Source organism: Polaribacter ponticola, from assembly GCF_026191475.2.
Lineage (GTDB): Bacteria > Bacteroidota > Bacteroidia > Flavobacteriales > Flavobacteriaceae > Polaribacter > Polaribacter ponticola.
Map to the genome: position 1 here is coordinate 1,507,688 of NZ_JAOSLC020000003.1, position 15,572 is coordinate 1,523,259.

A 15,572-nucleotide genomic window follows, 5' to 3' on the forward strand; every position below is an offset into this window, starting at 1 on the left:
TCTGGTATGATAAAATCCATTTTCAACAATTTCTATTAATGCTTTTTCTAAAATAGATTTTTCTGTATCTTTTAACAAGTAACCAACAGCTCCCGCTTTGAGCATTTTTAATACAGTCTTATCTTCATCTTCAACAGAAAGTGCCATAACATTAACCTCAGAATGATTTTGTTTAATCCATTCTGTAGTTTCAATTCAATTCATTATTGGCATATTAATATCCATTAATACTACATCTGGTATAAACTCAGAAATAGAAAATTTATCAACAAGTTCTTGTCCATTTTTACAAGTATATAAAACTGTAAAATTTTCAAAAGTATTTACCATCGCTTGAATTGCTTGAGATAGTAAAGTATGGTCATCAACAACTACAACGGTAAATTTTTTCATAATTTATAGTTTATTTTAAGAATAGTTCCTTTATTTTCCTCAGATAAAAATACAATTTCTGCATTAATTAATTTTGCTCTTTTTTTTATATTTAATAAACCTATTCCTTCTTTTTTTGTTTCTGAAGAAAAACCTATTCCATTATCTTCCGCAGTAATATTTAGTAAGTCATTAAAGTATTCTAAAGATATTTTTAAAATAGAAGCTTTAGAATGTTTAATTGTATTTGAGAAAAATTCTTGTAAAATTCGAAAAATAATTATATTATGCTTTTTATCAATTTCTTTTTCAATACCAATAATTTCTAAACTAGATTTTATAAAATTTAACCTATTAAAACGATCTACTTCTAGTTGAATTGCTTCTTTTAAATTAATATTTTTTATAGCTTCTGGGTTAATTAATTTTGATAACGAACGAACCTCTGTTAAACCTTTTGTAATCGTTTCTGATACGTCTTTAATATTTTCTTCAGTAGCATTCTGTAGTTGAATTTTAGCCAAAGTTAAAAGCTGACCAATATTATCGTGTAACTCCCAACTAATATTTCTTAAAGTTTCTTCTCTAATTTCTATTTGAGTTTCTGCAATTTCTCTTTCAAAACGCTTTTTTGCTTCTTTTTGTTCTTCTATTAAGCTGTTTTTTTTCGTTGAAAAGTTGTAAATAAAACCACTAATGCTACCACTACTAATAAAATTAATAGTGTAGATATTATTAGAACTAAGCCTCCATTTTCTTGCATGTTATTAAACCATAAATAATACTAAGATGTAAAATAGCTATTACAGCTAGTAATATAGGAAACATTGTTCTACTATTAAAAAATCCAGAGAATAATAAAGTAAAAAAGGGAATTGTAACTAAGTAAAAAATTAAGAAGCCTACAGACATCCAAAAAGAAAATAACTTTTTATAATTTAAAATCTTATTAGAATTTAATAATTCTTTAAAAAATAAAATGATAAAAACGCTATTTACCACACCTTCTAAGGAAGTTGTATATTTCTGCAATTCAACTACAATAAAGCTTAAAAAATATATTAAATTAAAAACAATGACAAGTTTTATAATTAGCTTTAAAGTTTTAGTGCTTTTAATTAAATTATAATAAATTAAAGCTACTAAATTAAATTCAAAAAAAGTATATAAATTTATAAACCAAAAATTATTGTCTTTAATAAAACTAGAGACAAAATCAGTTAAACAAGCACAAAACAAATACAAAACAAAATAGGTGTAAAATTTTGATTTATACTTTTTTATATATAATAACGCTACAAATAAACTAATATACTGTAAAGATCTACCTGCAATATTTATTGATTCCAAAGTTATACTATTTTGGTGGAACAGTTGGAAACTTATTTACTGAAGAACTTTCTGTAGATTCAAATTTTGGTAGTATGGAGCCAGTGTAAACTTTTTTAGCTCTTACCTGCTCTAAATATTTTGATACACTTACTGGATTTCCTTTTTCTGAATATAATGGCTCAAAAGCTGCATCATATTTCCCATCAATTATTGTAGTTGGTGTAAAAATAATTGTAACTCTATTTCGTAATTCTTTATTACTATAATTTTTAGGATAAGAAGTAGGTATAATTCTAAAACCAGTTACTGGAATATCTTTTTCTTTAGAGATTCTTTCAATATACGCTATGTATTGCTTTAAATCATCTAATTTATACCAATTATAATCTGTAGAAGTTGTTTTTTTTCCATTAGAAACTTTTTTAAGATATTTATTCATTTCTTTTTTAACACCATTATCATAAGAGTCCATCATTTCTGCCATTTCTAAATAAGTAATTACTTGTGAAGGTTTATTACTATTTGGATAACATGATAATTTTTCATTTTCATATTTAATTTCTTTATGATTACAGTTGGAATTACAAGAAAAAAATAAAAATGAACAGAGTACTATAGCAAAATAATTTAACGTTTTTAAATTCATAATCAATATTTATATAATCTAAAAATACAATATAAATCTAAAAAAATATTTTTCATTAAAAAAGGGTGTTTTTCCTTAGTTAAATTAAGTGATTAAACTCTTACTCATTATTGTTTTTTAATTCATCTTTGAATTAAGAAAAAGAAGAATTGGGAAGATTGCATAAAAAAACATCTTTATTAATAAAGATGTTTTTTTTAATTTTATAATCGTAAATACTTAATTAATAGCCTCAAACTAAATAAATAATTTGAGGCTATTATAACACTTATTATTAAGTAAAATTAATCAGCTAAAATAATAGCCTTATTATCGTTTAATTCTAATGTTCCAGAATTTATTGCTAATGTTAAAATTTTATCATCATCAATATGTGGCACTAATTTTCCGTTTAAGTCATTTAATTCAATATGCTCTTGAGAATGAATATGAATTTTTACTTGACCTTCTTTTAAAATAGAGACTACTGGTGCGTGATTATTTAACATTTGAAAATCTCCATTAATACCAGGTACAGTTATGGCATCAACTTCTGATGAAAATAAAATAGCTTCTGGTGTTACAATTTCTAAATACATAGTTAAACTTATTTAACTATCCTGAACTTGAATCAGGATTTATTAATGTTAGTAATAGGTTTTTAAAACAGATGCTGAAATAAATTCAGCACTTGCTTTTGCTTATGCCTCCGCAAGCATTTTCTCACCAGCATCAATTGCGTCTTGAATTGATCCTCTTAAGTTAAATGCTGCTTCAGGGTATTTATCTAACTCACCATCCATAATCATATTAAAGCCTTTAATAGTGTCTTTAATATCTACTAATACACCAGGTATACCTGTAAATTGTTCAGCTACATGAAAAGGTTGAGATAAGAAACGTTGTACACGTCTAGCTCTGTGAACTACTAATTTATCTTCTTCAGATAATTCTTCCATACCTAAAATAGCAATAATATCTTGTAATTCTTTATAACGTTGTAAAATTTCTTTTACAGCTGTTGCTGTATTATAGTGCTCATCTCCTAAGATTTCAGCAGATAAAATTCTAGAAGTAGAATCTAATGGATCTACTGCAGGATAAATACCTAATTCTGCAATTTTACGAGATAATACAGTTGTAGCATCTAAATGCGCAAACGTTGTTGCTGGCGCTGGATCTGTTAAATCATCTGCAGGAACATAAACCGCCTGTACTGATGTAATAGAACCTTTTTTAGTAGATGTAATACGTTCTTGCATTGCACCCATTTCAGTTGCTAATGTTGGTTGGTAACCAACTGCAGATGGCATACGTCCTAAAAGTGCCGACACCTCAGAACCTGCTTGTGTAAATCTAAAAATATTATCAACAAAGAAAAGAACATCTTTTCCTTGTGCCTCTCCTGCTCCATCACGGAAATACTCAGCAATAGTTAAACCAGATAATGCAACACGTGCACGTGCTCCTGGTGGCTCATTCATTTGTCCGAATACGAAAGTAGCTTTTGAATCTCTCATACCAGGTTTATCTACTTTTGATAAATCCCATCCTCCTTCTTCCATAGAATGCATAAAGTCATCACCATACTTGATAATCCCTGACTCTAACATTTCACGAAGTAAATCATTACCTTCACGAGTTCTTTCACCAACTCCTGCAAACACAGATAAACCACCATGTCCTTTCGCAATGTTGTTAATTAACTCTTGAATTAATACTGTTTTACCTACTCCTGCTCCACCAAATAATCCAATTTTACCACCTTTTGCATAAGGTTCAATTAAATCGATTACTTTAATTCCTGTAAATAAAACTTCTGTAGATACAGATAAATCTTCGAACTTAGGTGCAGATCTATGAATTGGTAAACCGTCTTTACCATCTTTATTTAAATTACCAAGACCATCAATAGCCTCACCAGTAACATTAAATAAACGACCGTAAATATCATTACCTATTGGCATTTGAATTGGACTTCCTGTAGCAAAAACTTCTGCCCCTCTAGATAATCCATCAGTAGCATCCATAGAAATAGTTCTAACAGTATCTTCACCAATGTGTTGTTGTACTTCTAAAACTAAAATTGAACCATCAGCTTTTTTAATTTCTAACGAATCATAAATTTTAGGAAGCTCGTTGTTTTCTGTATTGAATTCAACATCAATAACTGGCCCAATTATTTGAGAAACTTTACCTGTAGTTGTAGACATTTTGTATCTAATTAAATTATTATTATTTTATATGGGAACTACCCTCTCATTTTCAAGGTGCAAAGGTACTTTTTTTGTTTGAATTTAAAAAAGTTTTTTAACTAAAAAAGCCTCATCTTAAAGATGAGGCTTTTAATATAGTAGTTTAACTAAATATTAGTTAGTTACTTTAATTTCTACTCTTCTGTTTTGAGCTCTTCCTGCTCTAGTTAAGTTAGATGCTTCTGGATGTGCTTCACCATAACCTTTAGCAGTTAATCTTGAAGCATCAATTCCTTTTCTTACGAAGTAATCTTTAACAGCATTTGCTCTTTTTTCAGATAACTTTAAGTTAGAAGAAGCTCTACCTGAACTATCAGTATAACCTCCAATAGCAAAAGTTGCTTTATTGTTTTTACTCATAATTGCAACAATAGCGTCTAATTGCTTAGTTACACCAGATTTGAAAGAAGATCTTCCTGAGTTAAATAATATAGATTTAGCAGCAAATTTAATTGCTTCAACAGCTTCATCTTTAATTACTGGCACAGGACATCCGTTATTAGATGCAGGTCCTACAACACTAACACATTTATCATCTCTATCTAATACACCGTCTCCGTCAGTATCTGGCCAAGGACATCCACCATTTGCAGCAGGTCCTGCAGTAGTAGCACATTTATCGTCTTTATCAACAACACCATCTCCGTCAGTATCAGGACAACCTTTATTAGCTTTAGTTCCTTTAGAATTAGGACACATATCATCTTTATCAGCAACACCGTCTCCGTCAGAATCAGGACAACCGTTCATAGCTGCTAAACCTGCAACATTAGGACAAGCATCATCAGAATCTTTTACACCGTCTCCATCAGCATCAGGACATCCGTTAAATTCTGCTAAACCAGCAACTTCTGGACAAGCATCATCTTTATCATATACTCCGTCTCCATCAGTATCTTTTCCTCCAAATTTAATAACTAAACTTAAAGAATGTTGCCAATGATTTTGTACTTTATCTGCAAAACCACGTTTAGCACCTGTCTGAAAGTTTAATCCTAAGTTTTCATTAAACCAAGTATTAAATCCAGCACCAAATGTTAACATTCCTTCACCTTCAGAATCTACAGAAACATAACTACCACCTAAATGAACATAAGGATCAAACCAACCTGTATCAATTCCAGGGGCTAACTCATTTAAGTCATACCTTACAGAAGCATCGATAGAATAATAAAGAAAATCAGAATCATTTTCTAATTTGAAATTTTCAATCTTATTTATAGAACCTGCTAATTGTAAACTAAATCCTTTTTCTAAATACTTACTTACAGAAAGCCTTGAAATCGAAGGCAATAGATTCCAATCCTGATCACTACCTAAAAGATCTTCAAAGTGAATCTTCTCACTAATTGGTGCATGAATAAAATCTACAGTATTCATACCAAAACTTACAGCCCATGGGTTGTTTTCATCTTGTGCGCTTACGTTACTAACTGTTACCAACGTAAATAAAGCTATCACAGCTAATTTTAATCGTTTCATTATCAAATTTTTAAATTAAAAGTTCGTTATTATAATACGCAAAAGTAAAGTCTTCTATCGTATCTACAAAGACAAATCTACAAAATATTCATAAAAGAGCAATTTTTTATCAATTCTAAATAACTTTTAGCTCTTTACCTACCTTTACAAATGCAGAAATAGCCTTATCTAAATGCTCTTTCTCGTGTGCCGCAGAAAGCTGCACTCTTATTCTTGCTTTTTCTTTAGGAACAACAGGAAAAAAGAAACCTATAACGTAAATACCTTCATCCAACAACTTATTTGCCATCGTTTGAGATAATTTTGCATCATATAACATAACCGGTACTATTGCTGCATCTGCACCAACCAAATCAAAACCAGCTTTTTCCATTTCTGTTCTAAAGTAATTTGTATTCCATTCTAATTTATCACGTAATGAAGTATCTTCAGAAATTAAATCAAAAACCTTTAATGAAGCTCCAACTATTGCCGGCGCTAAAGAATTAGAAAACAAATAAGGACGTGAACGTTGACGTAAAATTTCTATGATTTCTTTTTTTGCCGTTGTATAACCTCCCATTGCACCTCCTAAAGCCTTACCCAAAGTACCCGTAACAATATCTACACGATCCATTACGTTTTTCAATTCTACTGTACCTCTACCTGTTTTACCAATAAAACCAGTTGCATGACATTCATCAACCATAACCAAAGCATCATACTTATCTGCTAAATCACAAATTTCATCTAGCTTAGCTACAATTCCATCCATAGAAAAAACACCGTCTGTAACTATTATTTTAAAACGATGATTTTGTTTATTCGCTTCAATAAGTTGCTCTTCTAAAGCCGACATATCATTATTACTATATCGATAACGCGCTGCTTTACACAAACGAACTCCATCAATAATAGATGCGTGATTTAAACTATCAGAAATAATTGCATCTTCTTTTGTTAGCAATGGTTCAAAAACACCACCATTTGCATCAAAAGCTGCTGCATATAATATGGTATCTTCAGTTGTGTAGAAATCTGCAATTTTTTGCTCTAATTGTTTGTGAATATCTTGAGTACCACAAATGAAACGTACAGAAGACATTCCAAAACCATGAGTATCCATAGTATCTTTTGCTGCTTTAATAACTTCTGGATGATTAGACAACCCTAAATAATTATTTGCACAAAAGTTAATTACCTCTTCTCCTGTAGAAATTTTAATAACTGCATCTTGAGAGGATGTTATTATTCTTTCTGACTTATACAATCCAGCATCTTTAATTTCCTGAATCTCTTTTTTTAAAGTATCTTTAATTTTACCGTACATTTTTTATTGATTTAAAAAATACAAAGTTACAAAGTTTATTTTTTTGATTATACCTCAACAACATCAATTTTATCATTAATATAAATTAAGAGTTTTTTCTTTACTTTAAAGTCCATCGATTTTAAAACTCTCTCGTACCTTAATAATTGCTGATGATGCTCTTTTGATTGATTTCCTGTTTTATAATCTATGACTACAACCTCATTTTTATCTGTAAAAACCAAACGATCTGGTATAATTATTTGGTTATCCACATCTAGAATCTCTCTTTCATTAAAAACAGTTACAAACTCTGAAAAATAAAATTTTAAATCTATATGATTAACAATCAAAACAATTTTCTCTTTAATAACTTCAAATTGATCTAAATTTATTAATCCTTGTTTATAATATTGAGCAACTACTTTACCTACATCTTCGTGTGATTTTATTCTAGACAATATTTCATGAAATAAATTACCAAAACTAATAGCATCTCCTTGTTTAGTATTCCACAATTTTGAAGCGCTTGCTAATAAAATCACATTGTGTTCTTGCCAAGGTGTGGAAATAAATTTTTTATGCACTTCAGCTAAAGAACTATTCTCAACTTTTTTAGCTACTCTAGCACTATTACCAAAAAAATATTCTAAAACATCAGTATTCCAAAGATTTTTTTAATTAGATAATTAATAAAAATTCCTGAATAAAAATTTGTTTTTTCTTCACCTTTAGTAGAAATTTTCTTTTCTGTAATTATATGCAATTGCTCAACAGCTCTTGTTAAAGCCACATACAATAAATTAAAATTATCTAGCTCTAGCTCTTCTCTTTGTTTATTATATATCTCTAAACCCCTATTATTTACATAACTTAACTCCTTATTGTAATCAACCAAGAGTTCTTTAAAATTATCATAATTTTCTGGCAATTCATTTAACCAAACCTTTGGATTAATTTGTCTATAAATATCTACATCACAGGGAAAAATTACAACCGGAAACTCCAATCCTTTAGATTTATGAATTGTCATAATCTGAACAGCGTTTTTACTTTCTGAAGCAACAATGCTTAAGCGTTCTTTTTTTATTTCCCAGAATTCTAAGAAATCTGCTACATTGGTAGAATTTCGCTGCTGCTCCAATACAACATCTAAAAAAATTGAACATAAGCATCTGAAGTATTTAATAGATTAAAACCTCTTATAATCGCTTCAATTTTCTCGTAAAAAGGTAGCTGATAAAAAATCGAAACCTCAAATGAGATTCCATATATTTTTAAATTCTCAAAAATAGTTTGGTTATCTAACTTTGCAAATTCTTTAAAGAAAAATGGTTTTGACTTATTTACGTTTAAATGTTCATGTAAAAAATACAACATATTAAAACGCGTTTCTTCATCGTTTGGGTTTTGTAATATTTTTAAGACATCAATAATAAAAATTACTTTAGCGCTATTTTGTATTAGTAATGTTTCAGACGAAATAATATCTACATTATTCTCAGTTAAATATTTTGCAATTGTAACTCCATCTTTTTTTGTGCGTGTTAAAATGCAAATTTCATTCAAAGAAAATTGATTCTTTAATTGATTAATTCTCTCTAAAACTTTCTTAGGATACTTAATTTTTCTCTCTTCTTTATCTTTTTCATCTTCTAAAAAAGATAAAGAAACAAATCCTCCTTTTTTAGAATTCTCAACCTGCTTATTTCCTTCAACAAAAAGGTTTTTATAAGAGTTGTTTTGAAGAAAACCTCCTGTATGCTGGAAAAATGAGTTATTAAAATTTATTACTTCAGAATAGCTTCGATAATTCGTTTCTAAGCTTTTAATTTCTTTAAATACATGAAAAGGGTTTACAGTGTCTGAACCTAACTCAATAAACTGTTCTGCCTTACCTCCTCGCCACCTATAGATAGCTTGCTTACCATCACCTACCAACAATAAATTACTATTTTCTTGCGCCAATGCATTATCTATTAAAGGAATTAAGTTTTGCCACTGCAACGTAGAAGTATCTTGCATCTCATCAATAAAATAATGCTGAAAACGCTGCCCAATTCTTTCATAAATAAAAGGTGCTGGTTGCTCTTTAATATTATCAGAAATTAGTTGATTAAATTCAGAATTTAATTGAATGTTGTTTTCTTCTTTAATTTGCTCTAACTCTAAATTAATATTATTTAAAACTGCTAAGGGAATAATATTTTTTAAAGCCAATTTATTCATTAAAAATTGACTAAATATTTCTTTGGATTTGTTATAAAGCTCAATAATTTGTGGAACAATATTTTCTATTAATGACGCTACTTCACCTGTAGTCGATTTAGAATAATATTGTTGATTATCTATAGCTTTTTCAATAGTTAAACTTCTAGTTAAGTAATTAAAATTAAAAGATTTATCATTTATATCTTTAAAAAACTTCGGAATTGTAGAACGCATAAAGTCTTTATGCTCCAACCCTTTACTTTCTATTAACTCTAAACAATCTCCACCAATTCTTCGAAAGGTTTCTTTTAATTCTTTTTGATGCAGAAATAATTTCGATTTTAAATTTGTAAAATCTTCTAACTTTTTATTTGAAAGCAATCTAAAATGCCTTACATCATCTTCATTTAAAAGCACTTTAGCAAACTCATTTAAATCTCTAGAAATATCCCAAGACTTATCATCATCAGTTTTATCTAAAGTATAATCTATTAAAAGTTTTGTTAGTTGTTTGTCTGTACCAATTTTAGAAATTAAAACATCTACAGCTTCACCTAATAATGAAATAGCATCCATTTCTACCTCAAAGTTAAGCGGTAAACCTAAATCGTAAGCAAAACTTTTAATTATTTTATGCGTAAAACTATCAATGGTAGTAATTGAAAATGCTGAGTAATGTTGTAAAATTACTTCTAAAATTTTTTTACTTCTTTCTTGTATAGTAAGTTTATCTACAGCAACTTCATTAATAATAATTTTAAATAAATCATTTTGTTTACCATTTGCAAAGTCTTCTAGATTAGAAAGAACTCGCTCTTTCATTTCTCCTGCAGCTTTATTAGTAAATGTAATTGCTAAAACTTTCTGAAACGTAAAAACATCTTCAGAACTTAATAATACTTTTAAGTATTCTTTTACAAGAGTAAACGTTTTTCCACTTCCTGCGGATGCATTATAAACTTCGAAAGTTGCTGGTTTTTGCACAGTAATATTTTTTATTGCAAAATAACCTTTTTAGCTCCAAAAGACAAAAATCTACAGAAAAGAAAAGCAGAATTTCAATTACAAAATTCTGCTTTTCTTATATTTTTACAATTCAAATCTTAACCTAAACCAACATCCAAAGACATCATTACAATAAAACCGCCAATAAAACCAAGTGTGGCAATATCTGTATATTTATCTCTTTGGGTTTCTGGTATTACTTCTTCTACCACTACAAAAATCATTGCACCAGCTGCAAATGCTAAAGCGTAAGGTAAAATAGGTGTAAAAAACGAAACTGCTAAAGCTCCTAAAACTGCTGCAACTGGTTCTACGACTGCAGATAATTGTCCATACCAAAAACTTTTTATTCTACTTATTCCTTGTCTTCTTAAAGGCATTGCAACTGCAAATCCTTCGGGAAAATTCTGAATTCCTATACCAATTGCTAAAGAAATTGCAGCAATAATCATTTCTGTTTGTTCAACTCCCACTAAAGTTGAAGCTGCCCCAAATAAAACACCAACAGCTAATCCTTCTGGAATATTGTGTAGTGTTATTGCCAAAACCAAAAGTGTAGACCTATGTAAATCAGTTTTTACACCTTCAGCTTCACTTTCTTTAAAATTAATATGTAAATGTGGTAAAATTTTATCCATACCAAATAAAGATAAAGCACCTAATCCAAAACCAATTGCAGATGGCAAAACTTTTACAAAACCTTCTCCTGGGCTATTTTCTATTGCTGGCGCCAATAAACTCCAAAAACTTGCAGCAACCATTACACCTCCTGTAAAACCTAACATCCCATCTAAAACTGCTCTGTTTAACTTTTTGAAAAAGAAAACTAATGATGCTCCTAAAGCTGTTAATCCCCAAGTAAAAAGTGAGGCATATAATGCGGCTTGAATTGGATGTTCTTTTCCAAATGCAACTAATTGATCGAATGTACTCATGTCTTTTTTATGTATAAATTATTCGCTATTTTTTTTGATATTGAAAGTTTTTTATCATCAATTAAAATTGAGAAAGAATCATCAAAATCTTCTCTTTCTAATACTTTTATTTGTTTTCCTAAAGTGATGCCTTTTCTGTCTAAAAACTGTAAAAATTCTGATGAAGAATCATCTACACCAACACAAATTCCTTTTTCATTTTTTGATAAAGTTGACAATAAACTTTTATCAATAGTTTTTAGATTTCCATCTTTATCAGGAATTGGATCTCCATGAGGATCGTGGGTTGGAAAACCTAATAAAGCATCTATTTGATTTATTAGTTTTGGAGATTTAATATGTTCTAATTGTTCTGCAACATCATGTACTTCATCCCAAGAAAAATTAAGTTTATCAACTAAAAAAACTTCCCAAAGTCTATGTTTTCTAATAACATTTGCTGCTATTTTTGACCCTTCCTCAGTTAGATGAACTCCATGATATTTTTTATAAACAACAACCTTTTTTTCTGATAGTTTTTTAATCATATCAGTTACAGAAGAAGCTTTCGTTTCTAATTTTTCTGCAATAGAATTTGTGCTAATTCCTTTATCTGAAATTGCACTTAAATGATAAATTGCTTTTAAATAATTTTCTTCTGATTGACTAAACACATCTTTAATTTAGACTACAAACATACAAAATTTTGATTTATAAAAACCTATTTTTAGACAAGTCTAAAAATTATTTTATATTTGCAAAAAATATTTATAATGAAAATAGGATTTTTTGTAAGTTTATTTTTGATTTCGTTTGTGTCTTTTGGGCAATCTATTTCTGGAAAAATCAGCACTAAAAAAGGGAATACTTTACCATATGTAAATGTATATTTAAAGAAAACTAAAATTGGAACCTCTACCAATGAAAAGGGATTTTATCAACTTAATAACATAAAAAAAGGGAATTATACTTTAATAATTAGTAGTATTGGTTACAAAACAAAATCAGTTAAAATATCAGTTAAAGAGAATCAAGTATTAATCAAAAATTTCTTTTTATCAGAAGATAATTCTTTAGATGAAATTGTAATATCTGGAACTCTAAAACCTATAAGTAAATTGGCAAGTCCAGTTCCTGTAGAAGTATATAGCGAAACTTTTTTTAAGAAAAATCCTACACCTTCTATTTTTGAATCTTTACAAAATGTAAACGGAGTTCGTCCGCAATTAAATTGCAATGTTTGTAATACTGGAGACATTCATATAAATGGATTAGAAGGTCCTTACACTTTTATTTTAATTGATGGAATGCCAATTGTTAGTGGACTTTCTACAGTGTATGGCTTAACAGGAATTCCACAGGCTTTAATAGAAAGAGTAGAAGTTGTTAAAGGCCCTGCATCTACATTATATGGTTCTGAAGCTGTTGGAGGAATTATAAATATTATTACAAAAAAACCAACAAATGCACCAAAATTAACAACAGATACTTTTGCAAGTTCTTGGGGAGAAGTTAATATGGATCTAGGTTTACGCTATAATTTAAATGAAAAAACACAAGGTTTATTAGGTGTAAATTATTTCAATTTTCAGAATAGAATAGATAACAATAATGACAATTTTACAGATTTAACACTGCAAAACAGAATATCACTTTTCAATAAAATCAATATTGATAGAAAAAGCAACAAGGTTTTTACAATTGCAGGAAGGCATGTTTATGAAGATAGATGGGGAGGCGAAATGGACTGGAAAAAAAATACAGAGGAACAGACACTAAATATGGAGAAAGTATTTATACTAACAGGTGGGAAACCTTTGGAACTTACCAATTACCAACATCAGAAAATATTAATTTTCAATTTAGTGCAAATGGTCATTTTCAAGATTCTTATTATGGAACTGATGCTTATGATGCAGAACAATTTATTGCTTTTGGACAATTTGTTTACAACAAGAACATTAATGAAAAACACGATTTCACTTTAGGATTAGCTTACAGATACACTTTTTATGACGACAATACTTTTGCAACTTTAGATGAAAATGGGAATGAAAATCAGCCTTCAAAAGTTCATTTGCCTGGAGTTTTCTTACAAGATGAAATCAGTTTAACTGATAGAAAAAAGTTGTTACTTGGTGCAAGATGGGATTACAACAGCAAGCATGGAAGTATTTTTTCGCCAAGAATAAATTACAAATGGAATTCTAGAGATAATTCTAATATTATTAGATTTAGTTTAGGTAATGGCTTTAGAGTTGCTAATGTTTTTACAGAAGATCATGCAGCTTTAACAGGTGCAAGAGAGGTTGAATTTGAAGGCGAACTAAAACCAGAAACTTCTTGGAATGCAAACATCAATTTTGTAAAAAAGATAAATACAGAAAACACTTTTATCACTTTAGACGCAAGTGCATTTTACACGCATTTTGATAACAGAATTCTACCTGATTATGAAACTGATTCTAATAAAATTATATATGCAAATTTAGAAGGGTTTTCTGTTTCTAAAGGAGTTTCTTTAAACGCAGATTTTTTATTTACAAATGGTTTAGCAATAAATGCTGGTGCAACTTTAATGGATGTTTCTGTAACAGAAAATGACGTAAAAACTAGGCAATTATTAACAGAAAGTTTTAGTGGAGTTTGGTCTATTTCTTATAAATTTCAAAACGATTTCACTTTAGATTATACTGGTAACATTTATGGACCAATGCGTTTGCCATTGTTAGGAGAAAATGATCCAAGAGATGAATATTCACCTTGGTTTAGTATTCAAAATATACAATTAACAAAGAAATTTAGCAACTCTTGGGAAATTTATGGTGGTGTAAAAAACTTATTAAATTTTACACCTGCTTCAAACAGCATTAATAACGCTAATAACCCTTTTGAGATAGGCCTAGATACAGATAAAAATCCAGAATTAGCTTTTGACCCAAGTTATGTTTACGCTTCTAATCAAGGAATTAGAGCTTTTGCAGGCCTAAGATTCACTATTTTTTAAGTAAAATGATAAAAAAAAGCATTGTTTTTATAATTCTTCTTTACTGTTTTGCAATTCGAGCACAAAAAGAAAAAGTAGTATTAAAAACATACACCTTTTCAGAAATTGAAATTCTACAACAAACAAAACCAAAACCTGTAGTTGCATTTATTTACACCGATTGGTGTAAAATTTGTTTTGGAATGAAGAAAAAAACATTTCAAAATTTAAAAGTTATAAACTTACTAAATGATCGTTTTTATTTTATAAAATTAAATGCAGAACATAAAAAAGAAATCTTTTTTTTAGGCAAAAAATTTAAATACAAACCTAACGGAAGCAAAACTGGAATACATGAACTTGCAAAAGAATTAGGTACTATTAATAATAAAACCAGCTATCCAACTACTGCATTTTTAAGTTCAAAATTTGAAATTAATTTACAGATTGACAGCTACATTAATAGTAAAAAAATGGAAAATATTCTATTGAAAATTCTACAATTAAAAAGTTAATGTTTTCTATCCCAAATTCTTGGATTCATATTTCTTGGCTCTAAACTGTAAACCAAACCAATAGAAGGATAAAAATGTGAGTATTGACTCTCAAACTTAGCTTCAGAGTATTTATAGATTAACTGAAGGTTAACACCGTAATTAGGTTTAAGCCAAAAAGTATTTCCAACTCCAAAATTTAAAGTTGGTGTAGATTTTATGGCACTTACAACACTACCTCCAATTAATAAATATGGTACTACATTGTCTGAAGATGCTCTAAAGTCATAACGTATAACGGCATCTAAAGTTGTATATTTTTGTGTATCGAAAATAGCAGTTGATAAACCAACATCAGCAATAAAGCCTTTTAGCAAGTATTTAGAAACATTAATTCTTGGTGACTGGTTCACAAATGAACCTCCTAAAATTTTACCCTGAAAATCTGTATATTTTGCAGAAGCAAGACTTAAACCTACTGTCCATTTACTATCAAAATTCTGAGATGAAAGGGAAAGTGATAAAAATAAAACAAATACTAAAGAGTTAATTTTCATGATTATTTTTTAAAAGTATAAAAATAGAAAAAGATTTAAACTCTAACTCTT

14 protein-coding genes and 2 pseudogenes are annotated in these 15,572 nt (G+C 28.9%); 2 read left to right on the top strand and 14 right to left on the bottom strand.

Features of this window, described 5'->3' with window-relative positions; all coding sequences use genetic code 11:
- Positions 1-48: 48 nt before the first annotated feature.
- The 13 genes and pseudogenes from N5A56_RS17485 to N5A56_RS12020 all read right to left on the bottom strand — a co-directional run.
- A pseudogene (locus N5A56_RS17485) lies at positions 49-393 on the bottom strand (response regulator); the annotation flags it as partial.
- Positions 390-896 carry a sensor histidine kinase gene (locus N5A56_RS11965; RefSeq protein ID WP_337994800.1) on the bottom strand — a complete coding sequence of 169 codons (507 nt, stop codon included), beginning with the start codon at positions 894-896 and terminating at the stop codon, positions 390-392. The pseudogene N5A56_RS17485 and the gene N5A56_RS11965, both read right to left, overlap by 4 nt.
- Positions 897-1,113: 217 nt before the next feature.
- A complete protein-coding gene (locus N5A56_RS11970) occupies positions 1,114-1,722 on the bottom strand; it encodes a hypothetical protein (protein ID WP_265725661.1) in 609 nt (202 codons plus the stop codon).
- Between the two features lie 7 nt (positions 1,723-1,729).
- The gene (locus N5A56_RS11975) at positions 1,730-2,350 is read right to left on the bottom strand and encodes a hypothetical protein (protein ID WP_265725662.1); all 621 of its coding nucleotides are present in this window, start codon (positions 2,348-2,350) and stop codon (positions 1,730-1,732) included.
- Positions 2,351-2,634: 284 nt separating this feature from the next.
- Positions 2,635-2,928 (bottom strand): FoF1 ATP synthase subunit delta/epsilon, encoded by a 294-nt coding sequence (locus tag N5A56_RS11980; protein WP_265725663.1) that lies wholly within the window; start codon positions 2,926-2,928, stop codon positions 2,635-2,637.
- 102 nt (positions 2,929-3,030) lie between these two features.
- Positions 3,031-4,542 carry a F0F1 ATP synthase subunit beta gene (gene atpD, locus N5A56_RS11985; protein WP_265725664.1) on the bottom strand — a complete coding sequence of 504 codons (1,512 nt, stop codon included), beginning with the start codon at positions 4,540-4,542 and terminating at the stop codon, positions 3,031-3,033.
- 156 nt (positions 4,543-4,698) lie between these two features.
- The gene (locus tag N5A56_RS11990; protein ID WP_265725665.1) at positions 4,699-6,066 is read right to left on the bottom strand and encodes an OmpA family protein; all 1,368 of its coding nucleotides are present in this window, start codon (positions 6,064-6,066) and stop codon (positions 4,699-4,701) included.
- Between the two features lie 115 nt (positions 6,067-6,181).
- Positions 6,182-7,375, bottom strand: a complete 1,194-nt coding sequence (gene kbl / locus N5A56_RS11995; RefSeq protein WP_265725666.1) for a glycine C-acetyltransferase — start codon at positions 7,373-7,375, stop codon at positions 6,182-6,184.
- A 47-nt stretch (positions 7,376-7,422) separates the two neighbouring features.
- On the bottom strand, positions 7,423-7,899 hold the full coding sequence (locus N5A56_RS12000; protein ID WP_274270431.1) for a PD-(D/E)XK nuclease family protein: 477 nt from the start codon (positions 7,897-7,899) through the stop codon (positions 7,423-7,425).
- Between the two features lie 104 nt (positions 7,900-8,003).
- Entirely contained in the window at positions 8,004-8,498 is a 495-nt protein-coding gene (locus tag N5A56_RS12005) for a 3'-5' exonuclease (protein ID WP_274270432.1), read from the bottom strand.
- Positions 8,499-8,506: 8 nt separating this feature from the next.
- Positions 8,507-10,549, bottom strand: coding sequence for a UvrD-helicase domain-containing protein (locus N5A56_RS12010; protein ID WP_274270433.1), 2,043 nt, complete (start codon positions 10,547-10,549; stop codon positions 8,507-8,509).
- Between the two features lie 119 nt (positions 10,550-10,668).
- Positions 10,669-11,505, bottom strand: coding sequence for a ZIP family metal transporter (locus tag N5A56_RS12015; RefSeq protein WP_265725668.1), 837 nt, complete (start codon positions 11,503-11,505; stop codon positions 10,669-10,671).
- The gene (locus tag N5A56_RS12020) at positions 11,502-12,158 is read right to left on the bottom strand and encodes a metal-dependent transcriptional regulator (protein WP_265725669.1); all 657 of its coding nucleotides are present in this window, start codon (positions 12,156-12,158) and stop codon (positions 11,502-11,504) included. Before N5A56_RS12020 ends, N5A56_RS12015 begins: the two co-directional genes overlap by 4 nt.
- A gap of 99 nt (positions 12,159-12,257) precedes the next feature.
- On the opposite strand from N5A56_RS12020, the pseudogene N5A56_RS12025 reads away from it, so the two are divergent.
- A pseudogene (locus tag N5A56_RS12025) lies at positions 12,258-14,491 on the top strand (TonB-dependent receptor).
- 5 nt (positions 14,492-14,496) lie between these two features.
- Positions 14,497-14,985 (top strand): thioredoxin family protein, encoded by a 489-nt coding sequence (locus tag N5A56_RS12030; RefSeq protein ID WP_274270434.1) that lies wholly within the window; start codon positions 14,497-14,499, stop codon positions 14,983-14,985.
- Here N5A56_RS12030 and N5A56_RS12035 read toward each other — a convergent pair.
- The gene (locus tag N5A56_RS12035) at positions 14,982-15,521 is read right to left on the bottom strand and encodes a hypothetical protein (RefSeq protein ID WP_265725672.1); all 540 of its coding nucleotides are present in this window, start codon (positions 15,519-15,521) and stop codon (positions 14,982-14,984) included. The two genes, N5A56_RS12030 and N5A56_RS12035, sit on opposite strands and share 4 nt — an antisense overlap.
- Positions 15,522-15,572 lie beyond the last annotated feature (51 nt).